This window comes from Mesorhizobium sp. P171375, assembly GCF_057786075.1.
This window is the reverse complement of record NZ_JBYNWF010000001.1, coordinates 2543797-2568579: the sequence shown is the minus strand read 5'-3', so window position 1 is coordinate 2568579 and position 24783 is coordinate 2543797. Positions and strand designations below refer to the sequence as shown.

The window sequence follows — 24783 nt, the reverse complement described above, 5'->3', positions numbered from 1 at the left end:
AGATAGCTGGGAGGAAATCTACATTGGATGTACCGGCAATGGCACTGCAGATTCTGTGTACCCTGTGCGGGTGCTCGACACCCATGCCCGGCTCCAGACCATTCCGGTCAATCCTTGCCCAACAAAGAACGAATGAAGTGGCACGGCGGCGTCTATCGACCATACCTGGCATTGGCGATCGGTGCCACAGCGTTGGCGGCCTCAGTTGCTGATCCGGGGCAGTTCCGCTCGGGTCGAGATTTCGCCGCCTGGCACGGGCTGACACCTTCTCAACACTCGAGCGGGGAAAGGACCGTCTCGGGCACATCACCAAGGCAGCGACCGGTACCTGAGAAAGCTCCTTGTGATCGGCGCGACCTCTCTGATCCGACGGGCAAGGCATAAGCCCGAGGCTGCGGATCCGCGCCTCTTCGCGTTGCTCGCCAGCGCACGTGGCGCGCGTAGCGATGGCAAACAAGATGGCCCGCGTGGTGTGGGCTATCATGGCGCGCGGGAAACCTATCAAGCGCATCATGCTCCGAACCTTGCAGTGTAAGTTGCGCAAAAGGCGAGACACTGAAGCAAAAATCAGATCGAGCCGATCAATCGGCTCCATGAGGTGTAAGAGCGACGCGATGTGATGGCGAGACCGGTCAGGCCGGGAACAGGGATAACCCATGCGATGTCGGAGGCATCATAGCTGCAAGCAGATTGGGAGCTTGTTTCGCCGACCCCATCAGGGCCAGCAGCTTCAAAAGGCTGCAGGGATAGGCCGGACAGAAGACGGCACCCGACCAATGCGCCAGAACAACGAATTACCTCTTGCAATACGGGAAGCCATCCACAGAAGACATCGCAGCAGACGTCGTCTCGGCCGAGACGTTGTTGCGCCGCGCCACACGTCTCGATCCCGACTATGCTCGCGCCGACAGTCTGCTGGGCGGAGGGAGGCAGCCCATATGCAGCGAGGCCTCACGAGCGCACTGGCCTGGCCGAGAAGCTCCTCCGCAACCATGTGACAGACCTTGTGCTGCGGCATGTCGACTCCTGCGATGCAGCCTAGTTGGCGACCCCTTTTTCGCATTCCAGCAATCGCTGAGGCTTGGCGAATTTCGCCAGCGCCTCGGAGCTCGCACAGGCCGGGAAGCCGGCCTTGCGCATGGTCTCGATGAAGCGCAGGTGCTCGGCGTCGCTGAAGCCCGGCTCGTTGGCCATGGCTTCGATGGTCAGGTCGGGGAAGCGTTTGAGCGCCTCTGCGACACAGGCTTTCGCGTCTTCCGTTCGACCAAGGGCGGCCAACGAACCGCACCGCATCGACCACTTGGGAAGGTTGTAGGTTTCCAGTGTCATGCGCGCCTGCATCTTCAGCGCATCCTCATAGCGGCCGGCCATGAAGTAGGCAAAGGAGAAGACGCCTGTGGCCCACAATGGGTAGTTCGGATCGAGTCGGATCACCTGATCGACCAGTTCCACGCCGCGTTCGGGTTCCCCGAAGGTGGACGCCCAGCCGACATAGAAGGTCAGGATTTCAGCTGAACCCGGAGCCATGCGCAAGGCGGTGTCCAACTCGATCTTGGCGCGCGCCAAGTCGCCCCTTTCGCCAAAACTCATGCCGAGCACGGCATGCGCCTCGGCGTCGCTCGGATCAAGCCTGACGGCACGCTCGGCCGCTTCCACAGCCACCTTCCGCTCGCTCTCAGGGTTGACGCCGAAGCTCGCTAAGAGACTGTGCGAATGATAAAGCTCGACCCAGGCGCGGGCGAGGCCGGGGTCCAGCTCGACGGCGCGGGTGAGCAAACGAATGGCCTCCTCGATATCGGCTTCGGTCATCTGCTCGAGCTTTTCGGTGCCGAGTAGATAATACTCATACGCGTTCAGGTTTTCTGGCCGCTTGCGTTTCGCCGCCGTCCGTCCGGTCTCCTGGATCAGGCCGGCGCCGCCGCCGAGCCTGTTGGTGACCTGCTCGGCGATCTCGGTTTGGACAGCGAACACGTCTTGATCCGGCCGGTCCCAACGATCCGACCATAGATGGTTGCCGGACGCCGCCTCGATCAGCTGCGCATTGATCCGCACACGGGTACCCTGGCGCTGGATGGAGCCTTCGAGCACATATCCGACGTGTAGCGCTGCGGCGATCTGGCGGACGTCCACCGGCTTACCCTTGTAGGCTTCAGTCGAATTGCGGGCGACGACTTCGAATTCGGGGAAACGTGCAAGGTCGGTGATGATGTCTTCGGTAATGCCGTCGGCAAGGCGCCCGGTGGCCTCGTCGCCGCCATAGTTGCTGAAAGGCAGCACCGCTATCGAAGGCTTGGCGGTGGCAGTATCAACCGGCCTCAGCCACGACCAAGCTCCAGCAGCCACAAGCGCAAGCAAAACAAGGGATACAGCCGCCGTCGGCAGAAAGCGCCGGATGCGGCGAGTGCGCGGGCTCCACCCACGCTTTGCCCCTTGCATTCTGACACTGTAGGTGCGAACCGGCTCGGCGATATTCTTGACCTTTTGAGCGCCGGCGAAGTCGATTGGCAGGCTGAGCTTGCCCTTCATGTGATCGTAGGCAGTGCCCGAGATGAGAACGCCGCCCGGCGGGCAAAGCTGCTCAAGGCGCGCCGCCACGTTCACGCCGTCACCGAAGAGATCATCGCCTTCAACCACCACGTCGCCGAGGTTGATGCCGATACGAAATACTATGCGGCGCTCGGCAAAAGCCTCGCTTTGATGCGCGGCGACCCTGGTCTGAATGGCCACGGCGCAAGCAACGGCATCGACGACGGAGTGGAACTCAACCAGGGCACCATCGCCCATGAGCTTGACGACGCGTCCCTTATGCTCGTTGAGTAGTGGATCGATCACCTCCACCCGGAGCGCCTTGATCGCTCCGAGCGTCGCCGCCTCGTCGGTCTCCATGAGCCGCGAGTAGCCCACGATGTCGGCGGCCATAATGGCCGCCAGCCGCCGCTCCGCTCGAGTGGTCACCACGCTGGCGTGCTCCCACAGCCAAAGGTGTGCGCTCGCATCTGGCTCGCTTCGATCTTTGCAGGTCTCGATTCAAACCGCAAGGCGAATGCGAATGGGCTACGGGGAGTGGGTCGAAATCGATTGCTCGGCAAAGAGGCCTGATCATCCCGAAGGCCGCAGGTCGGGCTAAACGAGCACTGAAGTCGCGCACTGAAGTCGCATCAGATTTCGGCCATCCGCTTTGTCCTCGATCGCGAATTACCTTGCCTTCCCGAGCAGGATCGATCGTTCAGGTCCTATGAGCACGCGGCAGTATGCCCGCCTCGTTGATGAGTGGGTATCGGCGATTGGACTGCGCCGTGCAGAATACGGCACACACTCGAACCAAGGCCTCGATCATTTACAAGGCGACGGGAAATCTTAGAGCTATCCAGATCCTGCTTGGCCACACCAAGATCGAGAACACGGTCCATTATCTCGGGGTCGACGTCGAGGATGCCCTTGAACTTGCCGAGGCGACGGAGGTCGGCCCAAGAGCGGCTCCACTTCGCGACTTGAGCCGCGAATGCTTTGCGCCCAATCTCGGTCATCAAAGTTAGCTTTGCCACTGCCTTAAAGCGGACATTCCCGATGATCGCGCTAGAGGTTGCGGGTGCGCCAACACCGGACTCTTATCGGCGTTTGTCCGATCCGGTCGAATGATTCCGCTTGAGGCCATCTCACGTATCAAGCGTCAGGCTCCAGTACACACAATTCTCGAGCGGGATCACAGGCAATTTCCCGGTAAGGGGCTTTAAGATTCGCGTTCCGATCTACCCAAGAACCGCCAGCACGGTCAGCGCCACGCACTCTCGTTTTTCTGTTCGTAGTCCCTGAACGCCTTTTTCAAACCGCCGAGGACTTCTGCCGCCGTTTCGAACATCGCCTTGAGTTGAGGTTCGTCCACCTTGCCGATGTCGTCGCGAAGATGGTCCATGGTCTCCTGCAGGCGGGCCTGCATTTTCTGGGTATGGTGCCTCGGATCGCAGTCTGCTTCGCTGGCCATGACTTCCTCCTCGATTACCTGTCTACGGAACGACCCGCTGCTTTGAACCAGCGAGTTGCAGGTCCAACGAATCAAACCTGGGTCCGTTCCAGAAGTCAGGTCGCGAATCTGTCAGTGAGCGGCGGGTTGGAACAGCTCGATCACGTTCCCGGACGGGTCTTCAAGCAGGATTTGCGAGCCTCCAACCCCGCTGATGATCTTGTTCCGGAATGGCAGCCCGGCGCCTTTCAGTCGTTCAACTTCCCCTTTCAGATCTTCGACAAGCAGCAGGATGCGGTTCCATCCGCCGGGCACCGGACGGCGACCGTCCGGCATCGGCCGCGCGCCAGAGCTTGCAGCGCCACTCAACAGCAGCCGCAAGGGACCACGGGTCACCGACGCAAACGCTGGCCGTGCGTCCTGCTCGATGGTGAACCCAAGGTGCTGCGTGTAGAAGGCGACGGAGATTGCGACATCATTGACAATGTACCGGACACTGGCTGGCGTCATTATGGATCACCTTTCAAATCACCCCCGGCAATTTTATTAGAAGCGATTTCGTATGGGCAACGCAATGGACCAACAAGTAGCCGCGCCGATACGTGGGTCCGAAGGCGAAGTCTTTCGTGTATTTCTGAGGCTTGGCCTCACATTGTTTGGCGAGCCTATCGCGCATCTCTGTTACTATCGCAACGAATTGGTGTTGCTTCGCAAATGGCTCGACGAGCAAGCGTATGGCGATCTCGTCGCCCTTTGCCAGTTTCTTCCCGGTCCGACGTCAAGGGGACTTGTGGCGTTCGCCTTTGGTGCGGCAGCGCTTCGTGGGTCGATCGCAGATGGCGTATTTACGGGCTCACGCTGGTCGCCGTCGCCGTGGTGGCACAATCAATCTGGGGCATGGCGCGAACGTTGACGCCGGACAAGGAACGCGCCGCCGTTGCGCTTCTCGCGATTGCCGTTGTCGCTGGCGTCGGCGGTTCGTTCGGCAAAATCGCTTCAATCGTTCTTGGAACCCTCGCCGGGCTGTGGCTTTGCCGTGGTGAGGGAACCTCGGTGCCCGGACATTTGAGTTTCCCCGTGTCGGCCCGCAACGGCGCTGTTTCGCTCGCACTCCTTGCTGCCCTCCTTGTCGTTCCGTCGCTGACGGAACGGGCCACGGGCAGTCACGCTGTAGCACTCTTCGATGCCTTTTATCGCTCGGGGGCTTTGGTCTTCGGCGGAGGCCATGTGGTACTGCCGCTGCTGCAAACGGAGGTCGTCAACACAGGCTGGGTGACGAATGAAGCGTTTCTGCAGGGCTATGGACTGACGCAGGCGATGCCGGGGCCGCTCTTCACTTTCGCTGCCTATCTGGGGAGCGTGGCAAGCCCCGTTCCGAATGGCCTGGCTGGTGCGGCGATCGCGCTTGTAGCGATCTTCCTGCCCGGCACGCTGCTCGTTTACGGCATGTTGCCGTTTTGGGACGCCCTGCGGTCGCGCCCAGGCGCTCAGGCTGCGATGCGCGGTGCGAATGCGGCTGTGGTCGGAATCCTGGGGATGGCTCTCTACGATCCGGTATGGAAGAGCGCCGTCGTCACGCCGGGGGATTTTGCTCTGGCTGTGACAGGGTTCGTGCTTCTGGTCGTTTGGCGGATGCCGTCGTGGGTTGTGGTGGTGTTTCTTGCCGCTGCTGGCGCGCTTCGCGCCGCTGCGATGTGACAATGGCCTTTGCAATGGCGCGTGCCTGAATCCTGGCGTTGGCGAAACAGCCGCGAACATTCGGCCGCATTCCCGCGAACCACAGACCCGGCAGCGTCGGATCATGATCGCCGCCGTTGAAAAGCGGAACGCCTTTGCCGTCCAGAACGCCAAGCTTGCCGACCATCGGTTCGAGGCCAGTGCGATAGCCCGTCGCCGCGATCACGATATCAGGGCCGATCAGATGGCCATTGGCCAGGATCACGCCATGTTGGGTAAATTCCCGCACCGCAGGAAGAGCGATGACTTTGCCGGCCTTCATGGCCTCGACTGCACCGTCGTCGGTCGCAATCGCGATGTGCTCCGGGCCAGCCGGCTTACTCCTCCGGCGGCCGCAGAGGGCAGCCCGATTTTCGTCAGGTCGCCGAATGCCAGACGCTGTGTGGCAGCCATTACCGCGTCGGCGGCCTTCATCGGCAGCCGGGCGACCAGCGGCGACAGCAGATGGACCGCGAACTTGAATATCCGCTTGGGAAGCAGGGTTGGGCCGCTCCTTGCGGAAAGCCAGACGTGCGCCGTGTCGACTTTGGCCAGATGGTTGAGGACATCGAAGCCCGAATTTCCTGCGCCAACGACGAGAACCTTGCGTTGAGAATAGGTTTTCGCCTCGCCGAACGCAGCCGAATGGATGATCTCGCCGCGAAAATTCTCCATGCCCTTCCATTGTGGAATGTAAGGGACCCGGTCGCGCCCCGTTGCGATGACGATGTGGCGCGCGATCCTGCGGCCAGCATTGGTTTGAATTACCCAGTGACCGCCCGTCAAAGAGACTTCTCCGACGTCGATGCCGTACTCGATCGCCAAGCCGTGGTATCTGACGAACAGGTTGAGGTATTCGACAACCACCGACTTGTGCGGAAAGGCTGGCGTTCCTTCTGGATAGTTCACGCCTGGAAGCGACGAAAGCGCGCGATGCGAGTTGAGATGCAGATCGTTGTGCCGCCGCCGCCAAGGCTCCCCGACATGATGCTCCTTCTCCAGGAGAAGGACAGCCAGCCCTGCCTTCGTCAAAGCGTATGCCGCAGCCAGTCCCGCGGCTCCAGCTCCTACTACGATGACGTCTTGGAGGGCTGCGTTTTTCGTCACGATTTTTGTCAGCAGTCCAGTTCGCGTCAGTGGGCCAGGAAAGGGGGTCGCCGGAAACTAAATGAGGCGGAATGCAAATGCCAGCTTTGGATTGACGATCTTTAGTCGGGACGTTGGAACGTCCGCTGGCTGATGACTTCAGCCTAGAAGCTAACCGTCAGCTAGCGGCCCCTTCCAGACATTGGCACCGATCACCTAGGGTAGCCGACTCTCCCATAGTCTGTCGCCAGCGACGGACTCTTTGCCAATCCCGCATTTGAAGCCTATGCTGTCCTATCGGCCGCCAGATTCTTCGGATGCGGCCGACAGTGAGAGGAGACGCGCTCTTGCCCGTCAGGGAGAGAGCCATGCCACAGTCCCTTCTTCGAAATCATGTATTGAAAACCCTCTCGTCTGAGGACTTTGCCCTTTTGCAGCCATCGCTGCATCAGGTCGAACTGGAGATTAAAACACGGCTGGAGGTCGCACATCGGCCCATCGAGCATGTGTATTTCCCGGAGGTGGGTATTGCTTCGGTGGTCGCCACCTTGACCGGGGGGCGGCAAAGCGAAGTCGGCATCATTGGTCACGATGGCATGACAGGGGTTGCCGTCATTCTCGGCCAAGACAGTTCTCCCAATGAAACCTATATCCAGGTCGCCAGCAATGGCTGGAGCCTGCCCGTTGGAAATCTTCGCTCTGCGATTGCAAAAAGCTTGTCCCTCCGTGAGTCACTGCTTCGCTATGCTCACGCGTTCCTTGTCCAGTCGTCCCGCTCGGCATTGGTCAACGGCCATTCGAAAATCGAGGAGCGGTTGGCCCGCTGGCTGCTGATGGTCCAAGACCGCGCCGATGGAAACAAAATCTACCTGACACATGAATTTCTAGCGACCATGCTTGGTGCCCGGCGCCCCGGCGTCACGATCGCCCTCCAAATGTTGGAATATCGGGGGCTCGTTCTCGCAAAGCGCGGCGAGATCACCATCGTCGACCGCGCTGGAATGATAAAACTCACACACGGCGCTTACGGCGAGGAGGAGCAGAGTCACTTCGGTCTAGCCTCGCCTAACTGTTCGGTATCGGACAAACCCTTACAGGCTGCCGAATTGGTGCCATAATTCGTATTGGTTTGGGTTTCAGGGAGGAGCTCACATGACCAACACTTTTCACACCGTCACTGTTGAAAGAGCCGCCGAAGCCTATGTGCTCTCTAGAGGCAAGGCCCACTTCCTCTCCATCGCACAGGCAATCCGTGCCATCCGAACGCTCATGCCGGCGTGCAAAGCTACCGACCGCGACTTGGAAGAGTTACTGGCGGCAGCATCCTTTATTCACGGTGTGCCCGTCGCGTTCGACGTAAAAACAGCCGTGGCCGCAGAACCGCAGCTCCATTCATAGGGCCGGCGATGCCGGCGCTCGCGCAGACGCCTACCTTATCAGACGTTCGCCAAGCGATTGTTCGTCACCTGATCGACAATATCGGCAGCCCGATTATTTCGATATCCGGTTAGCCACACCGTGAGGAGAATGCTTCCCCTTTGCGAACTCGCGGATTGGGAACTTGGCGATCTCATTGCCCGAAGCGCGATCGATGCGGGATTTGCGATCGAACTCGACGAGACGGATTCCTAATACGCCTGTCGAGGCAAAGTTTTCCTCGGCGATTTCGCGCCCCGACTCGCAGGCGTCACAGCCAATTGCAGACGATCGGCCCCGAACAGTAAGCGTCTTGTTTTGGTGGTCAAGGGAACGGCTGCTTGCTGGTAATTGGTCCCAATAGCAGACAGGCGGCTCTCGTGAAGAGTTTCGGGCGCCGGCAGGCGTACGAAAGTCCCCGAGGAAGGAACCCGTGGGCCACAGTCGATGGCTATGGGGATTTCGATTTGCGGCTGGTGTCGGCGACGGCGCGACCGCCGCCGGCAAGCGTCGGTTTTGATGTGGACGGACCGCTTCGCCTTTCAGCCACGCGGTATTGTCGGCTCGGCGCGCGGCCGGACGCGACCCGTTCGGCGTCGATGATCACCATGGACACGCGTGGGTCCGTTGCCGGAGGCTGGGCGCCTGCGGCTGAACGCTGGAGCATGCCATGCCGGGTCATGGAGAGTTCTCCCGGTTCGTCGCGGTGGTGTCCGGCGGTCCGCGCGGCTGTCGCCACCGTTCGAACGTCTCGATGATGATCATGCTTCCGCCGCAGCATCGGCATGGCGGACGGAAGTCAGTCGGTTCTACCGAGTTGTCGTCCTCCGACGGCGCAGCAACGTTCAGCAGTTCGCGGGCGCGTGCGAGGCTGCCTTTGCGGGAGCCGCCGGCGAGCAGGCCGTAGTGACGGATGCGGTGGAAGCCGCGCGGCAGGATGTGGAGCAGGAATCGGCGGATGAACTCGTCGGTGGCGAGTGTCATGACCTGCTGCCGATCGGTGCCGTCACGACGATAGTCCTTGTAGCGGAACGTGACCCCTGCTTCATCGAACCGGATGAGGCGGCGGTTCGAGATCGCAACCCGGTGGGTATAGCGGGACAGATAGGCGAGCACTGCCTCCGGCCCGGCGAACGGCGCCTTGGCGTACACCACCCAGCGCTTCTTGCGGACCGGCGACAGGTGCCGCACGAATGCCTGCCGCGCGGACAGGTGCGCCATAAATCCGAAGAAGGCGAGCCGTCCTGCGTCGTGCAGAGCGACCAGCCGGGTGAGGAAGAGCCGTCGGAACAGCTTGCCGAGTACGCGCACCGGAAGCAGGAAGGCCGGCCGAGAAGATATCCAGCGGCTTCCGTCCGGCGCGATGCCGCCGCCCGGCACGATCATGTGGACATGCGGATGGAGCGTCATCGCCGAGCCCCAAGTGTGAAGGACGGCGGTGATGCCGATGCGCGCGCCGAGATGCTTTGGATCCGCCGCGATCGTCAGCATCGCCTCCGCTGCCGCCTTGAACAGCAGGTCGTAGACGAGCGCCTTGTTCTGGAACGCGATGTCGGCGACCTCGGCGGGCAGCGTGAACACGACATGGAAGTAGCCGACCGGCAGCAGGTCGGCCTCGCGCTCGGCCAGCCACGTCCGCGCCGCCGCGCCCTGGCACTTCGGGCAGTGCCGGTTGCGGCAGGAGTTGTAGGCGATCCGCCATTGGCCGCAGTCCTCGCAAGCCTCGACGTGACCGCCAAGGGCTGCGGTGCGGCAATACTCGATCGCCGACATGACCTTGAGCTGCTGCAGGCTCAGATGACCTGCGTGGGCGGCCCGGTAAGCGGGTCCGGCAGCACGGAAGACGTCGGCAACCTCGATCGAGGCGCGCACGCTCAGCCGTCGGATGAGATCTCTTCCGGCTTGAACAGGCCAAGCTTGTCGAGCGGGCTCGTGACCGTGCGCACCGTTCGGGTCGCCACCTTCGCGTAAAGGGCGGTGTTGTTGAGCTTGGCATGCCCGAGCAGGACCTGGATGATCCGGATGTCGGTGCCGTCCTCCAGCAGGTGGGTGGCGAAGCTGTGGCGCAGCGTGTGCGGCCCGACCCGCTTGGCGATGTCGGCGGCCTGGGCCGCCTCGACGACGATGCGATAGAGCTGCCGCGTGCTGATCGGCTTCATCGCGTGCTGTCCGGGGAACAGCCAGCCGTCACGGTGCATCACGCCCTGCTGACGTCCGACCTTCCACCACTCACGCAGAAGCGTGAGCAGGTCCTCCGAGAGCATGGCATTGCGATAGCGCCCGCCCTTGCCACGCTCGACGCGCAGCAGCATGCGCTCGCTGTCGACGTCGGCAACCTTCAGCATCGACACCTCGGCGACACGCAGGCCCGCGCCATAGGCGACTGACAATGCGGCCTGGTGCTTGAGACACGTGGTGGCGTTGAGCAGCCGGGCCACCTCGTCGCGGCTGAGCACCACGGGCAGGTTGCGCGGATGCGCCAGCCGGACAAGCCTGCGCGCCAGGTCCGGGCGGTCGAGCGTGTGGGTGAAGAAGAAGCGCAGTGCCGACACGATGCTGTTCATCGTTGGCACGGGAACGCCGTCCTCCTGCTGCTCGATCTGGAACCGGCGCAGGTCGTCGGCGGTAGCGGTGTCTGGTGAACGCCCGAGGAATGTCGCCAGGCGTCCGATGTCGCGGAGATAGTTGCGCTGCGTCTCGCGTGAGAAGCGCCGCATGTTCATGTCGTCGATCAGCCGCTGGCGCAGCGGGCTGACGGGTGCATCGAGAACGGGATGGTGCATGGTCAGGCTCCTTGTTGAAGAAGCCCGCCATGCTCTGCCGCTGCCGAACCACCCTCAATGCGAGCGCGACGTCCGGGTCGTGATCGCTACCTCACCCCACGCGCCCATCCCGCGCAGCGGGTTCGTTCCTCGGCCCAAAATCGGCCGATTCCGCCAATCACGGGCCGACACAAGTGGCGAACTAAGCACGAGGGGCGACCGTCCAGCGCTGTAAGTCGTGCCCCCTGTTGTTCCTCGCGCCATTGGTACTGAGATGTCGCCGTGGCGAATGCTGCCGCTCTGGCCTGCATGCTGGTGCTCAGCTCCTTTAGTTTCAGACCGAGTTCGTCGTCCATGGTGGATCTCCTATCGTTGCGGTGCGTTGTCTCCGACTGGGACAATCGCCAGCGATGCAAGGCTGACAAAGGAGGCTAGTGCGCCCTAATCCCTCATCAGCGGTTTCTTGGTCCCAGAGTCGTCTCTCCAACACAGGCGCCCCGGCTCCAAACTGCCTTCCCGGGTTTGTTCCGCCTACGTCAGGATAAGACCGCCCGGAACAAATCGGCTATCAGCAGCTTTCACCTCTCATGAGACCTATCGCGTTATTGCTCACCATCTGGCTTACGGCCTGTACGGCACAACCGACGTGCCTGGAGACGCCGAATAATATGAGCTGCAAATCGGGTCCTGAACTGAAACGCGATCTTTCGCACAAGCCAAAGACGGCCCCGATCAATCCGTAGACGTCGCGGGCGCTATGATCATCTTTTGCCGCTGTCGATCAATTGCATGAGTTTGGGCGGGCTCGACAGGCGGGGGCGTATTCAGGAACGATGCCGCACGTTTTGTCGGTAACCCTGATCCACACGCCTTTAGCTTTGCGCACCGTAGCATCACGCTCGGCCGCAATCCGGGAGCCCTTGAGGTGTCGTCGCAACGACACGTGCAGGCTCGGCGTGGATGCGATCATCCGGTTGGCTTTTGTTGTAGGTGATCGGTTTCACGCCGTGGAGACTGGAGTGACGTTAGAGGATATCCGCGTTGGGTAGCCTCTAATCGAAGCCCGCTTGCCTAAGCAGTCGGCGCATGGTTAGGGCATTCTCGGGGGCAAAGCCGTCGTAGTCGTTGTTGAAATAGACCCATGCGCTTCGCGCGCCGCTATCCTTGATCCTCGCGACCCACGCGGCCAGTTCGTTTTCCGAATAATCATGCCGGTACCAGCGCTGCGGCCCATGCAGCCGCAGGTAGACTTCGTCGGCGGTGCGAACCAGCACGTCCGGAAGTCGAGGGCCGCTGCACGAGCAGAATACCGTGCCGGTCTCGCGGAAGGCGGCATAAACCGTCTCGTTCCACCAACTGGCGTGCCGAAACTCCACAACATTGCGTCGGCTGTGGTCGAGCTGACCGAGAATGGCGCTGAGCTTTTCCTCGGTGTAGCGATAGCTCGGTGGTAGCTGGAAGAGGAAGCATCCCATACGATCGCCAAGGATGTCTGCGATCGTGCCAAAATCTTTGACAAGGGTTCCAGTGTCCTCGAACTTCCTGATGTGGGTGATCAGCTCGCAAACTTTTACCGTATAAACGAACTCGCGCGGGCCGGGCTGACGGAGCCAGCTCTTCACATTCTCGATGGTCGGCCACGAATAGAACGAGGCGTTTATCTCCACGGTGTCGAACAGCTTCGCGTAGTGGTTGAACCATTCGGAAGTTGGCATCTCTGCGGGATAGAACTTTGCCCGCCATTTCCAGTAGAACCATCCGGAGCAGCCGACATAGGCGAAGTTCGCCAACTTCTTCGCTGGAACGGGAGGTTTGTTCGCTGTCAGCCGCGCGAGGTGCATTTTCTCGGCGCGCGCTTTGTTCTCCGCCCTCTGCTTTTCGCGTCGAAGCTTGCGCCGCTCACGGCGTTCTTTCAGTGTCATACCTGTCTTCGGGGCGTCGATGTCCACTGCATTCCCTCCCGCCATCTTAACGGGGAGCAGTGCAAATAGCTCCGAACCGAAGCTCCTTGACGCATCGTGGCGACGCGATGGAGGTGCTTTAGTTAGAGAAGTCCGCTCGATGAGGTTGCGCTCGCGATAGAGCCGCTTACTGAAACAGGGCTACTAGCGCCGGTTGCACTTGGGCGGGATGTTGGCGTGGCACCCTGATCGTGGATCAACTCGGATGCGGTGGCGTCATAGGCCTTGTCCGCCAGCACGATAGTACGCGGGCCGAGGTGGTCGCGCAGCGTGTCGGGGACTTGGCCGTCGTACGCCTGACCAGTAGGCCGAGCCGGATCCACGCCACCGCCGAACGCGGCGGGGCAGTTTGGGTGGTAGGACAGAATAGCGTCGAACCCAATTAAGGGCGCTGTCACGGGCCACGCCCTTTCGTTGTCAGCAACCGGATGTTGCATTCCGCGGTCCTCTCCCCGCTGCTACGCTCGCAGTTGACTGCCCATTCGCCGGTCGCAGATCGGACTGTTGCTTTTGCGGCCAGGTTTCCGCGAACTGGGCGGCAAGCCGAACTAGCGCCTACACCAAAGCCCGCTGCCTCGGAAGAGAGCAGCGGGCCGATGCAGAGCCCGACGGGCTTAAGGTGGGTTCCAGCCGCGACGAGATATCGAAGCGGAGGAAAGTTTGTTCCCATGACACACCGAAGAAATGCCGCTCTCCGAAAACAAACTGCAATGGTTGTCGCAATCTTAGGCGGCCTCAGTGCCACATTCTCTCTCTGAGCCAATTGAAAAACCTGTTGCCACCGGTTGTCCGGCGGAGCCTGGCAGCAGCCCATTGCCCTCTCATCGTAGTCCCGACATGACAACTACAGACGACGTCGTGCAATTGCCAGTCAGTCAGTTCGAAGAAGCGCTTTGCTTCGCCATAGGTATCATCCTTCAGGCCCAACGCACGCAGTACTGGATCCTCGAAAGCCACTGTGATTGGCGAGCCCTCACAGCGTACTGTGTCGCGGGCTTCGCGCTTCAGATGCTCGGTGCCGGTCAGCGCTCCCAGGCGTCGCTCGGGATGTTCTGCTAGCAGCTTTGCCCAGCGCTCGATGCGCTGTTGCCGGGTCATGATCGGGTACGTCGACAGGGGTTCCACTTCTGCGATGTTCTGCAGTTGGTTTACAGTTTGATGTTTCATGGTCGGCTCCTCTGGATCGAAGGTCCCTTCCCAACAAAAATTATCGCGCCCCGACGCGCTGACAAGACCGGCAAACGGTTTCTCGACGGATAATCGCGGAGCCAGTGATGGTAGTTGGCACGTTCGCCTGCCAAAAAGGCAATGACCTCGCCGTATTGCTGAGGGGAGCCGTAGCGCCCGGCTGGGATTGATGCCACGTTGCCCGGTGGTAATTGCCTTTCGTAAGGCGGCAAAATCGGACAGGCCGCTTCGTTGAGAACAATAATTTCCCCGTCGATGATTGCGCTCTCGACACTGAGATCCCGAGCCGCCTTAACAAGATCACGGTACTTCGACGACCAATCAAGTCCGCGCCTTGTGTGGATGCGCACGCCGGCATCATCGATGACTATCTGAGAGCGGTATCCGTCGAATTTGACTTCATGAATCCAGTCGTCGCGCTCTGGAGGTTTCTCCACCAAGGTCGGCATTAACGGCCCGCCAGCCGCCGGCCGCCTGCGCGCTTAAGCACCCGACCCCGCACAACTCAACCGGCGGTTCAATTAGCATGCGCTAAAATGGTTCCGATTTTATTTAAAGTTGTCTCTGCGACCCAACCAAAAATGCCCTTGTTTCGTTGCGGCGTTTTCCACGATCGGGAGGCCGAGCATGGGCTATTTTTTCCCACTCTCCATTAAGCTGGTGGACGGGAAATCAATGATGGTTTCGTCTATCTGTAACGCTGAAACAGCGCTCCAAGGACAGTGGCCAAACAAAAGCGCTGCACCATACAGGGACGCTTGCTTGCCTCGCGGCTGCCAAAGGTGGAAACTGCAGCCCGGCCATCGTTTCGCGGGGTTCAAGGCCGCCGCTATCGATAAGCGCCTACTGCAGCCGACTAAGAGGAGTCCGGCGCTCGGCATGTTGGACAACGTGACTAAAGACCTGCAAGCGTGACAGCGAGTGGAACTTTTGCTGCGGCAGCGTGTTTGATCGAGCATGACCAGAATCGCGGTGGCCTTTGAGGCGTTTAAATCCACCTTTGCAAAAGGCGGCCATTTCAGCAATCACATCCGCAACCGCTACGCACTCCGGCTGACGGCAGGCTCATCGGACTGTTGACACAATTCCGAATTCGAAACGGCCCGCGCTGCTTTATCGAAAGGGAGCGCGGGCCCGACCGTCTTGCGGACCGGTCGACAGCGAAGATTATCCGCAACCACCGCTGCATTCCACCAACTTCGAGCATAGGCCCAGGTTCCAAGTCTGCACAAAAAAGCCCGCCGACCGACGCCAGCCGGCTTCGTGATGGGATGGCCCGCGCCTTCGGTCAAGCCTGCGCGGGCCGACCAGGATGACTGAAAGGGACATCTTGGTCACCGACACGGACCGATGAAGGAAGTGCCGGGTGTGACAGAGCAGCCCGAGGGAGGGGATGTTCCCGGCGGGGCGCAAAAAAGCGGCAAAGGCGCCGTCTGCGGCTGACATCAGGCGCATTGCTGTCCAGCGCCCAATGGGGGCCGCCTCTTATTTTGGAGCTAAACCCTGGATGCCATGCGTCCGCAGAGATCTTCTACTCTACGACGCCGAGTTAAGCGTCGAGCAAAACCGTTCCCTGCGGGCGGCTGCAACATGCCAGGACATAGCCGGCCGATTTCTCTTCAGCATTCAGTCCGCCTAGATCGTCCATGGCAACTTCGCCAGATAGTTTGGCTATTCGGCACGTTCCGCAAACGCCCTGCTGGCAGGCCGTTGGGATGTAGATGCCACAGTTCCGTGCCGCTTCCAGCAGGGTCTCTCCGGGCGCGCAGTGATGCTCCACGCCCGAGCGGGCAAAGCGGACCGAAGATGAAATCGCCGATGCCAATTCCGACCGCGAACCATTGCTGCCGCCGAAACTCTCCTCGTGATACTGCGCCGGCGGGAAGCCTATTGCGTCAAGGCAGGCGCGTGCCGTCTTCATGTACCCTTCGGGCCCACAGGCAAAAACGGTGCGCTTGTGGAGATCGGGAACCAGGCTCAGCAGCATCCGACCATCAATTCGGCCGGTTGAACCCATCCAAGCGGGACCTCCCTGACTGCAAACCAAAGTCACTTGAACATTTGGAAAGCGAGCGGCAAGTGCGTCCAGTTCCGATCGGAAGATGATGTCGCCTGGCGTTTTCGCACTGTGAATGAAGCGGATCTCCCTGTCGTCTGCGCGGTCGGTAAGTGCACGCAGCATGGACATGGTCGGAGTCACGCCGCTGCCGCCCGAAAGGAAAACAGGTTTCTCCGACGGCAATTCATCCAGATTGAACGAGCCGAGCGGCCCTTCGATCTCGATCTCGCTGCCTGACGTCAAATGGTCATGGAGCCAGTTGGAAGCGAGCCCGCCCGGCGTTCGTTTCACGGTGATCTGAAGATCAAGCGGCCGCGTCGGCGGTGACGATACCGAGTAGGCGCGCGTCATTGCGGCACCGTTGACCCTTAGGTGCACGAGAACATACTGACCTGCGCTGAAGCAGAACATCCGACCAGCGGCAGACGTGAGAACAAACGTTTTCACATCGTGCGTCTCGTCGATAACACGACGGCAGAGCACAATATCTCGCGTCTTTTGTGCCCATTGCCGCTGACGCATGGTTGGCACGGCATCGGAGGCTTGGATGGAAGCGTGTGCATTCATTGTTCGGCTCGGCATTAGGTAGAGCGAACATGCCAGTTCTTACCCCGCTGAACAGCAGTATTATTCCAGCATTATGATCGGGAATATCGATTAAACCTCCAGCGACATAACGGCGAGATGGAGAGCACGGATGCCTTTGCGAATGATCGGTTCGTGTTTGCGGCGTGCGAGTATCGCCGTGTGGACTGGCTGGTGCAACGTCGGCGCTCCTTCGACCAGGAACGATGGAAGCTCAGCGGTGAACCTGCGCGCATCATCGCTACGCATGTAGCAAGTGCCGCCCGTTCGCCGCAGCATGATCTCCGCCAGAGCTTCCGATCCGGTCGAAAGTCGGCAAATCGCCAATTGGGCCAGCAGCTCTGCGTGCGTTTTCTCCAGCACGACGGTGTAGCCTGGGCGGATGTAGGTGTCGGGATCGACGTCCGACAGTGTTCTGGCCGCAGTCGAAACCATTACATATTCCTCGACCATCAGGTGCTCGTAGGCGACCTCGGGTAGGTAGCGAGGAGCATAAAGCACGGCGATGTCGAGGTTTCCCATGCTGAGGTCGCTGACCATCTGGTTCGAATAGTCAGACTCCACATGGATCGAGGATTTTGGAAGGGCCTGGCATAGTGTCTCGACCCATCCAGGCAGGACCGACCGGGTCATGCCTACCTGTGCGGCTATGCGCAAAGTGCCTTCGAAACGGTTGAAGGCCCGGACATCGTGGCGCGCCTGCGACCAAGTGGACAGCATAGATCTTGCGTAAGCTTCGAACCGGCGCCCTGCGGCAGTCGGCTCTGCCCCGGCGCGTCCGCGCTGGAAGAGCTCGGACCCGATCGCGCTCTCCAGATTCTTGATGCGCGTGCTGATCGTCGACTGGGTCAACCCCAGCCGATCGGCGGTACGATTGAAATTTCGCGACTCGATGATGTCGAGAAAGGTTTCGATGTGATCTAGCTGCACGTAACTTCCGATCGAAAAAGTCGATCATATTGCCCAAGATCATAAGCTTGATCAAATAATACTCAAGGCGGAAGCTGCATGGAAATCGGCCGGGCACCGTCGACCAGGCTGAAGCTAGGGAGCTGAGCAACGTGTTCATAGTCGACTGCGATTGTCATAATTACTGGTCGAGCGCCACTGTATTGGAACCTTACCTTTCCGGCCTATGGAAGGACATGTTCGTCGAGGGCGAGAAGACAGGTCCCGTGGGCGCCTTCCCGCATGGCCATCGTCCTTGGTTTCATCCGCAGGACTTCTCGCGCAAGGATGTCCGTCCGAAAACGGAAGCCGACAACTATCTCATCATGAAAGAGAAGCACCTCGACAAGTACAAAGTCGACGTTGCGATCCTGACCGGCGATGAGCCGATCGAGGCATCGACCTTGGCCAACCCCTATTATGCCAGCGCCTTGGTCAGCGCCTACAACGACTATCAGATCGATCTGTGGCTGCCGAAAGACGACCGTTTCATGGGCTCGATCATTATCGCGCCACAGGATCCGAAGCTTGCTGCCGCCGAGATACGCCGCCTTGGCAGTCATCCGCGTATGGTTCAGGTTCTTGCTTCCCAGGGATCCGTCAAACCTTACGGCGACCCGTTCTACCATCCGATATACGAAGCCTGCGCGGAAGTAGGGTTGCCATTCGCCATACATCTGGGCGGGCATGGCGGCGTGAATTCAACGGCCATTGCGCCTGCCCCGACGACATTCTTCTGGGAGACACACGCCATTTTGCACATGTCGGCGATGTCGCACGTGGCAAGCATGATCGCCCATGGGGTCTTCGAGAAATGGCCGGACCTCTACTTCGTGATCATCGAGTGCGGCGTCGCCTGGGTCCCGTCGGTCCTGTGGCGCCTGGACGCCGACTACAAAGCGCTGCGCAAGGAGACACCATGGCTGAAGATGCTGCCGTCTGAATATTGCCGGCGCAATATCCGCTTTTCCACGCAGCCGCTGGAGCAACCTGCAAACATCCAACATCTCTGGTCCACGCTCGAAGCGATGGACGGGGAAAACACGCTGATGTTTGCGTCGGACTATCCGCACTGGGATTACGACGATGCCAACACGCTGCAAATCCCTCCTGCCTGGAAGAGCAAGATCATGGGACTGAATGCGTTGGAAGTCTACAAACGCATCCCCCCCGCGCAGGCCGCGAATGCTGCCTGAGGAAGCATACGATGCCCGAGAAGACATATATTTGCCGCGTCGACGAGATCGAAACAGGGTCTCCGTTTATCGCCAAGATCCGCAGCCTTTCGGTCGGGATTTTCCGCATCGGAGATTCATTCCACGCGCTGTTGAATGTCTGTCCGCACCGCGGCGCCCCGCTTTGCGAGGGGCCCCAATGCGGAACAACCGCGCCCGTTGAACAGGCGCAATTCATCTATCATCGCGAAAACGAGATCGTTCGATGCGCCTGGCATGGCTGGGAATTCGACATCAAGTCAGGTGAGGCCTTGGTCGATCCGTCGGTTCGCGCTCGCACATTTCCAGTCACCGTCGAGGCGGGGAGCATCTATGTGACGGCCTGATTGAGGTGTTGATTCGAGGCGCTAGAAGAAACGGTGATCGCGACCAATGAGCAGATTGCTTCACAGGTGATTGACGAACAATAACGCGGAAAATCCGCAATGGGAGAGTCAAATGTCAGAATCTGAATACAAGCTTGGTATCGCTCGAAGCCTTATTGGTCGCGGCAAGGTTTCTCGCCGCGACTTCATTCATCTTGGGCTGGCCGCAGGGCTGACCGTCGCCGCTGCCGACAGACTCTTCGCCAGCACGGCACGGGCCGAACCGATGCAGGGCGGCTTCGCCAAGCTCGGCATGGCACATGGCGCAACAACGGATTCGATCGATCCGGCCGGCTACCCCGATACGTTCACACAAACCGCATTCTCGGGCTCGATGTCCAACAGCCTCACCGAGGTCGACGCGAAAGGCAACGTCCAACCGGACCTGGCTGAGAGCTTTGAATCGTCGGATGGGGCCAAAACCTGGACCTTCAAGCTTCGCAAGGACGCAACTTTCCACAACGGCAAGAATGTGACGGCGGACGACGTCGTGACTTCGCTGCGCTATCATATGGGCGAGGAAACCAAATCGGCGGCGAAGCCGCTGCTTGAGCCCGTCGCAAGCATCAAGGCGGATGGCCCGGAAACGGTTGTCTTTACGCTCAAGAGCGGCAACGCCGACTTCCCCTACATTATGAGTGACTACCATCTTGTCATTATGCCGGCCAAGGACGGCAAAGCGGATTGGGGGTCGGGCGTTCGCACCGGTGCTTTCGTGCTTGAGAATTTCCAGCCCGGAGTTTCGGCAAAACTCAAGCGCAATCCGAACTACTTCAAAAACGGCAAACCCTATCTCGACGAGGTAGAGTTCATCGCCATCACCGATCTCGCCGCTCGGATGGCCGCGCTATCGACAGGGGAGGTGGACTATATCGGCCGCGCCGACCTCAAGACCCTCGGCATGTTGAAACGCAATCCCAAGGTGGAGATGGTCGAGGTCACCGGCTATGGCCATTATACCTTGCCGATGAATGTCACGGTGGCGCCCTTCGACAATCCAGACGTTCGAATGGCTTTGAAATGGGCGATCAACCGTCAGGAGATTGTCGACAAGATCTTTCTCGGCCACGCCACTGTAGCCAACGACAACCCGATCGCGCCAGCGATCAAATTCGCTACGAATCCGCAGCCGCAACACAGTTTTGATCCTGAAAAAGCCAAGCACTATCTGAAAAAGGCCGGAATGGAGAACCTGAAGGTGGATCTCTCGGTGGCCGATGCCGCTTTTGCAGGCGCGGTGGATGCGGCTTCGCTTATTCGCGAGACGGCAGCCCAGTGCGGCATCGACGTCAATGTCGTGCGAGAGGCCGAGGACGCTTATTGGGACAATGTCTGGCTCAAGAAACCCTGGTGCGCTTCCTATTGGAGCGGTCGGGCCACCGCCGACTGGATGTTCACGCAAGCCTTCGCCGCCGACTCCAGCTGGAATGAGTCGTTCTGGAAAAATCCCCATTTCAACCAATTGCTTGTTAAGGCGCGGGCCGAGACGGACGAGGCCAAGCGAGCGGCGATGTACGCCGAGATGCAGCAACTAACTCACGACGATGGCGGCAGCATCGTGCTGGTCTTCAACAATTTCGTCAGCGCCCAATCCAAAAAGCTCGCACATGGCGAAGTGGCGCCCAATTGGGAGAACGATGGACTGAAAATGGCCGAACGCTGGTGGATCGCCACGGCATGAAATGGCGGGCCGGAGCCGCGATGGTTGTGAGGCTCCGGTCGGCTTGCTCCGAGTACAGGGCTGCCGCCCAAAGGGAAACGCCACTCACATGAACCCCGTCGCAAGAACGGTTCTGCAGCGCCTTGGCCTCGGCCTGGTCACTTTGTTCATCGTGTCCATCATCATCTTTTCTGCGATCGCGATGCTTCCGGGCGACTTCGCCAAGGCCACGCTCGGGCAGTCGGCGACGCCCGAAACGGTCGCCGCCTTTCAGCGGGAAATCGGCATCGATCGTCCGCCTGTCGAGCGTTATTTCGTCTGGGTCGCGCAAATGCTTCACGGCGACTTCGGCTCTTCGTTCGCGAGCCGCACCGGATATCGGCGTTCCGTGGCCGAGATCATCGCGCCGCGCCTCTACAATACGATGTTTCTTGCAGCGGTGACCGCGCTGATAGCGGTTCCGCTGGCGCTCGGGCTCGGCATTCTCGCCGCGCTGTACCGTAACGGCTGGTTCGACCGGCTGGTGAATGCCGTGACGCTGACAACCATTTCGTTCCCGGAGTTTTTCGTCGCCTATATGCTCGCCTACCTGGTCATCTCGCGCGACACGTTCATCGGATCCGATTTCGCTCAATCGCTCCCGCATTGGGTCGCTGTCTCACTGAGCTGGGCGCTCAACGCAGTTCCCAAATTTCCGACATTGTCGAATGTGAACGACCAGACGCCATTTGGGGAGCATGTCTGGAAAGTGGCGCTGCCGGCAATCACCCTGACACTCGTGATCGTGGCCCATATGATGCGCATGACCCGAGCGGCCATCATCAACATGCTGGCCAGCCCCTACATCGATATGGCGCGCCTCAAGGGAATGTCCTCGTTGGTGATCGTGCTGAGGCATGCCCTGCCCAATGCCTGGGCTCCCATCGTGACTGTGGTGGCGTTCAATTTGGCGTATCTCATCGTCGGAGTGGTCGTGGTCGAGGTCGTGTTCGTCTATCCCGGCATCGGTCAGCTGATGGTTGATGCGGTGAAATCCAGGGATGTTCCGGTCGTCCAGGCCTGCGCCTTGATTTTCGCCGCGACCTACATCCTTCTCAATCTACTGGCCGATATTATTTCCATCGCCACCAATCCCAGGCTCTTGCACCCACGATGACCAGCTTCGAACCTACGGCGACGGTTCGGAGGCAGAGACGCTCACGTGCCTCCCGGGCGAAAAAAGCGCTGAAGAAAGCACCGTTCAGTGCATGGTTCGGCATCGTCGTCATCCTCGGCTACGTCTTTGTTGCGGTCTTCGCGCACTGGATTGCCCCATATGGCGAGACGCAAGTCTTCAGCGAAGCCTTCGCGCCGTGGACCCAGGAGTTCAAATTGGGAACCGATCAGCTCGGCCGCGACATGCTCACCCGCTTGATCTACGGTGCGCGCAACACCATCGCTATCGCGATCACGACTACGTTGCTGTCCTTCGCGGTAGGCGTCTCGCTCGGTCTTCTCGCCGCATTGTACAGGGGGTGGCTCGACCAGATCTTGTCGCGTGCGGTGGACGTGTTGATGTCGATCCCAAGTCTGATCTTCGCTCTGGTGCTGCTGTCGATCTTCGGCTCGTCGATCACCAGCCTTATTGTCATCATTGCGCTTCTTGATTCGACCCGTGTCTTTCGGCTTTCTCGCGCCGTCGGGCTTAACGTGGCCGTGATGGAATATGTCGAGGTGGCGCGATTGCGTGGCGAAGGCGCAAGGTGGATCATCGCCAAGGAAATCCTGCCCAACGTGATGCCGCCACTGGTCGCCGAGTTCGGGTTGCGATTTTGCTTTGTATTCCTGACGATCGCGGCGTTGTCGTTTCTCGGTGTCGGTATTCAGCCGCCGACGGCCGATTGGGGGTCGATGGTGCGCGAGAACGCAACCCTGATCACTTACGGCGATGTCACGCCGCTGCTTCCGGCCGGCGCGATCGCCCTTCTCACGGTCTCCGTAAATTTCGTCGTGGACTGGTTCCTGCACGCAACAAGCGGGTTGCGGGATGAAAAGTAGCGGTCCGGGCTCACGCGAAAAAGGCAAGAATCTGCTTCAAATCCGCAATCTGCATGTGGAGGGGTTCTCGGACGACCGCTGGCATCCGATTGTCCGCGGGATCGATCTGACGCTAAAGCGGGGAGAGGTACTTGGCCTAATCGGCGAGTCAGGCGCCGGCAAGTCCACCATTGGCCTTGCCGCAATGGGTTATGCCAAGCCGGGCTGCCGGATCACAAAAGGCTCGGTCCTGTTCGACGGGATTGATCTTCTGGCAGTCAGTGAAAAACGGCGCCGTCGCCTCAGGGGGTCCCGCATTGCCTATGTCGCCCAAAGCGCGGCCGCCTCTTTCAATCCGGCCCACCGGCTCCTTGACCAGACGGTCGAAACTGTAGTGTCGCACGGGATTGCCACGCGGGAGAAGGCAAACCGGAGTGCGGTCGATCTTTACCGACGTCTTCAGCTCCCAGATCCGGAGACCATAGGTTTTCGCTATCCTCATCAGGTCTCCGGCGGGCAGTTGCAACGGGCAATGACCGCAATGGCTATGGCTTGTCATCCGGATCTCATAGTCTTCGACGAGCCAACGACCGCGCTTGATGTGACGACGCAGGTCGAAGTCCTCGCCTCCATTCGTAACATCGTGCAGGAATTCAACACGGCCGCAATCTACGTGACGCATGACCTGGCGGTGGTGGCGCAAATGGCGGATCGCATCATGGTTCTGCGCCACGGACTTACTGTGGAAGAGGCTGACACACGCCTGATGCTGGCTTCGCCCAGTCAGGAATATACAAAAACGCTCTGGGCCGTGCGCAAGCTCGCCAAGCCCGAAGTTCGGGCCGACGAGTATCTGCTGACGATCGACCACGTCACCGCGGCTTATGCCGGAAGGGTTAAGGTGCTCCAGGACGTCTCCATCAAGGTTCCGCGCGGAAGAACAGTGGCTGTGGTCGGCGAATCCGGTTCGGGGAAATCGACGCTCGCTCGAGTTGTCACCGGACTCCTGCCGCCAATTTCCGGGTCGATTTCTTTTGCCGGCCACGCCCTTTCCACGAGCCTGAAGACGCGGCCGAAGGAAATCCTGCGCCGCATACAGATGATTTATCAAATGCCCGACAATGCCCTGAATCCGCGTCAGACGGTCGAAGAAGTCATAGCCCGGCCGCTCGAATTCTACCTCGGCCTCAAGGGCGCGCAGAAGGATCGCCGGATCGGCGAACTTATGCACATGGTCGAGATGGGCGAAGATTTTCTGGAACGTCTGCCTGGCGAGCTATCGGGTGGCCAAAAACAGCGCGTCTGCATTGCCCGGGCGTTGGCTGCCGATCCGGAGCTTATCATCTGTGACGAGATCACGTCCGCGCTCGACCAGATTGTGCAAGAGGAAATCCTCAAGCTCCTCATTCGTCTGCAGCGTGACCTTGGTATGAGCTACATCTTCATCACTCACGACATTGCCACCGTACGGGCGATAGCCGACGAAATTGTCGTCATGCACCAGGGGAAAGTCGTTGAGCAGGGTTTGAAGAGCGAAATTTTTACGCCGCCGCATGCCGCTTACACCGAGCGACTCTTGTCGTCCGTACCGGAAATGGATCCGGACTGGCTCACAAGGCTGCTGGCCAGTCGAAAAATCTGATAGGGAGGTTGCAAGGGCCTGAGCGGACGCCGCTCGTCATGCCGGGCGAAAACACGCGACCACTGCTTGAAGGGAAAGGCGTCTTGCGAGGGCACACCAATCTGGACCGGCAGCGGCGTTCCATAGCTATGGAACAGCTCCGGCATGGGCGGCAGCCGAATGCGAAGCAACAGGCCGCGCTTG

At 59.8% G+C, this 24783-nt stretch carries 21 protein-coding genes and 3 pseudogenes; 11 read left to right on the top strand and 13 right to left on the bottom strand.

Translation table 11 applies throughout. The annotated features are described in order from the left end of the window. The first annotated feature begins 27 nt into the window (after positions 1 to 27). Complete coding sequence (locus ACYHH6_RS12180; protein ID WP_488500433.1) at positions 28 to 384, top strand: transposase; 357 nt, start codon at positions 28 to 30, stop codon at positions 382 to 384. A gap of 654 nt (positions 385 to 1038) precedes the next feature. On the opposite strand, the gene ACYHH6_RS12175 is transcribed toward ACYHH6_RS12180, so the two are convergent. Then, positions 1039 to 2919 carry an adenylate/guanylate cyclase domain-containing protein gene (locus ACYHH6_RS12175; RefSeq protein ID WP_352593521.1) on the bottom strand — a complete coding sequence of 627 codons (1881 nt, stop codon included), beginning with the start codon at positions 2917 to 2919 and terminating at the stop codon, positions 1039 to 1041. Positions 2920 to 3202: 283 nt separating this feature from the next. On the opposite strand from ACYHH6_RS12175, the pseudogene ACYHH6_RS12170 reads away from it, so the two are divergent. After that, positions 3203 to 3464, top strand: a pseudogene (locus ACYHH6_RS12170) (tyrosine-type recombinase/integrase); the annotation flags it as partial. A 308-nt stretch (positions 3465 to 3772) separates the two neighbouring features. Here ACYHH6_RS12170 and ACYHH6_RS12165 read toward each other — a convergent pair. Beyond that, positions 3773 to 3982, bottom strand: a complete 210-nt coding sequence (locus ACYHH6_RS12165) for a hypothetical protein (protein WP_352593504.1) — start codon at positions 3980 to 3982, stop codon at positions 3773 to 3775. A gap of 111 nt (positions 3983 to 4093) precedes the next feature. Beyond that, positions 4094 to 4471 carry a VOC family protein gene (locus ACYHH6_RS12160; protein ID WP_352593506.1) on the bottom strand — a complete coding sequence of 126 codons (378 nt, stop codon included), beginning with the start codon at positions 4469 to 4471 and terminating at the stop codon, positions 4094 to 4096. 64 nt (positions 4472 to 4535) lie between these two features. On the opposite strand from ACYHH6_RS12160, the pseudogene chrA reads away from it, so the two are divergent. Next, positions 4536 to 5659: pseudogene (gene chrA / locus ACYHH6_RS12155) on the top strand (chromate efflux transporter). 297 nt (positions 5660 to 5956) lie between these two features. Here the strand turns inward: chrA and ACYHH6_RS12150 are convergent. Continuing rightward, positions 5957 to 6784 (bottom strand): FAD-dependent oxidoreductase, encoded by an 828-nt coding sequence (locus tag ACYHH6_RS12150; RefSeq protein WP_352593509.1) that lies wholly within the window; start codon positions 6782 to 6784, stop codon positions 5957 to 5959. Between the two features lie 347 nt (positions 6785 to 7131). Between ACYHH6_RS12150 and ACYHH6_RS12145 the strand changes: the two genes are divergently transcribed. Together ACYHH6_RS12145 and ACYHH6_RS12140 are read left to right on the top strand one after the other, a co-directional pair. Next, on the top strand, positions 7132 to 7881 hold the full coding sequence (locus tag ACYHH6_RS12145) for a Crp/Fnr family transcriptional regulator (RefSeq protein WP_352593512.1): 750 nt from the start codon (positions 7132 to 7134) through the stop codon (positions 7879 to 7881). A 34-nt stretch (positions 7882 to 7915) separates the two neighbouring features. Beyond that, positions 7916 to 8161, top strand: coding sequence for a hypothetical protein (locus ACYHH6_RS12140; protein ID WP_352593515.1), 246 nt, complete (start codon positions 7916 to 7918; stop codon positions 8159 to 8161). Positions 8162 to 8630: 469 nt separating this feature from the next. Here the strand turns inward: ACYHH6_RS12140 and ACYHH6_RS12135 are convergent, their stop codons facing one another. From ACYHH6_RS12135 to ACYHH6_RS12095, 9 genes and pseudogenes are all read right to left on the bottom strand, one after another. After that, positions 8631 to 8861, bottom strand: coding sequence for a hypothetical protein (locus ACYHH6_RS12135; RefSeq protein WP_352593662.1), 231 nt, complete (start codon positions 8859 to 8861; stop codon positions 8631 to 8633). Further along, positions 8858 to 10051, bottom strand: coding sequence for an IS91 family transposase (locus ACYHH6_RS12130; RefSeq protein WP_352593664.1), 1194 nt, complete (start codon positions 10049 to 10051; stop codon positions 8858 to 8860). The genes ACYHH6_RS12135 and ACYHH6_RS12130 overlap by 4 nt, the downstream gene beginning before the upstream one ends. Positions 10052 to 10053: 2 nt before the next feature. After that, complete coding sequence (locus ACYHH6_RS12125) at positions 10054 to 10962, bottom strand: tyrosine-type recombinase/integrase (protein WP_352593666.1); 909 nt, start codon at positions 10960 to 10962, stop codon at positions 10054 to 10056. A gap of 1031 nt (positions 10963 to 11993) precedes the next feature. Continuing rightward, positions 11994 to 12890, bottom strand: coding sequence for a DUF72 domain-containing protein (locus ACYHH6_RS12120; RefSeq protein ID WP_352592071.1), 897 nt, complete (start codon positions 12888 to 12890; stop codon positions 11994 to 11996). A 68-nt stretch (positions 12891 to 12958) separates the two neighbouring features. Beyond that, a pseudogene (locus ACYHH6_RS12115) lies at positions 12959 to 13204 on the bottom strand (IS5/IS1182 family transposase); the annotation flags it as partial. Positions 13205 to 13637: 433 nt separating this feature from the next. Beyond that, complete coding sequence (locus tag ACYHH6_RS12110; RefSeq protein ID WP_352592068.1) at positions 13638 to 14069, bottom strand: hypothetical protein; 432 nt, start codon at positions 14067 to 14069, stop codon at positions 13638 to 13640. Continuing rightward, positions 14066 to 14539 (bottom strand): ATP-dependent DNA ligase, encoded by a 474-nt coding sequence (locus tag ACYHH6_RS12105; protein WP_352592065.1) that lies wholly within the window; start codon positions 14537 to 14539, stop codon positions 14066 to 14068. The genes ACYHH6_RS12110 and ACYHH6_RS12105 overlap by 4 nt, the downstream gene beginning before the upstream one ends. Positions 14540 to 15639: 1100 nt before the next feature. Beyond that, positions 15640 to 16716 carry an FAD-binding oxidoreductase gene (locus ACYHH6_RS12100; protein WP_352592062.1) on the bottom strand — a complete coding sequence of 359 codons (1077 nt, stop codon included), beginning with the start codon at positions 16714 to 16716 and terminating at the stop codon, positions 15640 to 15642. A gap of 90 nt (positions 16717 to 16806) precedes the next feature. Next, positions 16807 to 17664 (bottom strand): LysR family transcriptional regulator, encoded by an 858-nt coding sequence (locus ACYHH6_RS12095; RefSeq protein ID WP_352592060.1) that lies wholly within the window; start codon positions 17662 to 17664, stop codon positions 16807 to 16809. Between the two features lie 131 nt (positions 17665 to 17795). Between ACYHH6_RS12095 and ACYHH6_RS12090 the strand changes: the two genes are divergently transcribed. From ACYHH6_RS12090 to ACYHH6_RS12065, 6 genes are all read left to right on the top strand, one after another. Further along, positions 17796 to 18878 (top strand): amidohydrolase family protein, encoded by a 1083-nt coding sequence (locus ACYHH6_RS12090; protein WP_352592057.1) that lies wholly within the window; start codon positions 17796 to 17798, stop codon positions 18876 to 18878. An 11-nt stretch (positions 18879 to 18889) separates the two neighbouring features. Then, positions 18890 to 19243 (top strand): Rieske (2Fe-2S) protein, encoded by a 354-nt coding sequence (locus ACYHH6_RS12085; RefSeq protein ID WP_352592054.1) that lies wholly within the window; start codon positions 18890 to 18892, stop codon positions 19241 to 19243. A gap of 112 nt (positions 19244 to 19355) precedes the next feature. Further along, the gene (locus tag ACYHH6_RS12080; protein WP_352592051.1) at positions 19356 to 20963 is read left to right on the top strand and encodes an ABC transporter substrate-binding protein; all 1608 of its coding nucleotides are present in this window, start codon (positions 19356 to 19358) and stop codon (positions 20961 to 20963) included. A gap of 88 nt (positions 20964 to 21051) precedes the next feature. Next, positions 21052 to 22098 carry an ABC transporter permease gene (locus tag ACYHH6_RS12075; protein ID WP_352592048.1) on the top strand — a complete coding sequence of 349 codons (1047 nt, stop codon included), beginning with the start codon at positions 21052 to 21054 and terminating at the stop codon, positions 22096 to 22098. Next, positions 22095 to 22979: an ABC transporter permease gene (locus tag ACYHH6_RS12070; RefSeq protein ID WP_352592045.1), complete on the top strand. Its 885-nt coding sequence runs from the start codon at positions 22095 to 22097 to the stop codon at positions 22977 to 22979. The genes ACYHH6_RS12075 and ACYHH6_RS12070 overlap by 4 nt, the downstream gene beginning before the upstream one ends. Then, the gene (locus ACYHH6_RS12065) at positions 22969 to 24600 is read left to right on the top strand and encodes an ABC transporter ATP-binding protein (RefSeq protein ID WP_352592041.1); all 1632 of its coding nucleotides are present in this window, start codon (positions 22969 to 22971) and stop codon (positions 24598 to 24600) included. The genes ACYHH6_RS12070 and ACYHH6_RS12065 overlap by 11 nt, the downstream gene beginning before the upstream one ends. The last annotated feature ends 183 nt before the right edge of the window (positions 24601 to 24783 follow it).

Excerpts from the sequence above, each read along its gene's own strand:
- ACYHH6_RS12180 (WP_488500433.1), top strand. The coding sequence starts at position 28 with ATGTACCGGCAATGGCACTGCAGATTCTGTGTACCCTGTGCGGGTGCT.
- ACYHH6_RS12175 (WP_352593521.1), bottom strand. The coding sequence starts at position 2,919 with ATGGCCGCCGACATCGTGGGCTACTCGCGGCTCATGGAGACCGACGAG.
- ACYHH6_RS12165 (WP_352593504.1), bottom strand. The coding sequence starts at position 3,982 with ATGGCCAGCGAAGCAGACTGCGATCCGAGGCACCATACCCAGAAAATG.
- ACYHH6_RS12160 (WP_352593506.1), bottom strand. The coding sequence starts at position 4,471 with ATGACGCCAGCCAGTGTCCGGTACATTGTCAATGATGTCGCAATCTCC.
- ACYHH6_RS12145 (WP_352593512.1), top strand. The coding sequence starts at position 7,132 with ATGCCACAGTCCCTTCTTCGAAATCATGTATTGAAAACCCTCTCGTCT.
- ACYHH6_RS12140 (WP_352593515.1), top strand. The coding sequence starts at position 7,916 with ATGACCAACACTTTTCACACCGTCACTGTTGAAAGAGCCGCCGAAGCC.
- ACYHH6_RS12135 (WP_352593662.1), bottom strand. The coding sequence starts at position 8,861 with ATGACCCGGCATGGCATGCTCCAGCGTTCAGCCGCAGGCGCCCAGCCT.
- ACYHH6_RS12125 (WP_352593666.1), bottom strand. The coding sequence starts at position 10,962 with ATGCACCATCCCGTTCTCGATGCACCCGTCAGCCCGCTGCGCCAGCGG.
- ACYHH6_RS12110 (WP_352592068.1), bottom strand. The coding sequence starts at position 14,069 with ATGAAACATCAAACTGTAAACCAACTGCAGAACATCGCAGAAGTGGAA.
- ACYHH6_RS12105 (WP_352592065.1), bottom strand. The coding sequence starts at position 14,539 with ATGCCGACCTTGGTGGAGAAACCTCCAGAGCGCGACGACTGGATTCAT.
- ACYHH6_RS12100 (WP_352592062.1), bottom strand. The coding sequence starts at position 16,716 with ATGAATGCACACGCTTCCATCCAAGCCTCCGATGCCGTGCCAACCATG.
- ACYHH6_RS12085 (WP_352592054.1), top strand. The coding sequence starts at position 18,890 with ATGCCCGAGAAGACATATATTTGCCGCGTCGACGAGATCGAAACAGGG.
- ACYHH6_RS12080 (WP_352592051.1), top strand. The coding sequence starts at position 19,356 with ATGTCAGAATCTGAATACAAGCTTGGTATCGCTCGAAGCCTTATTGGT.
- ACYHH6_RS12075 (WP_352592048.1), top strand. The coding sequence starts at position 21,052 with ATGAACCCCGTCGCAAGAACGGTTCTGCAGCGCCTTGGCCTCGGCCTG.
- ACYHH6_RS12070 (WP_352592045.1), top strand. The coding sequence starts at position 22,095 with ATGACCAGCTTCGAACCTACGGCGACGGTTCGGAGGCAGAGACGCTCA.
- ACYHH6_RS12065 (WP_352592041.1), top strand. The coding sequence starts at position 22,969 with ATGAAAAGTAGCGGTCCGGGCTCACGCGAAAAAGGCAAGAATCTGCTT.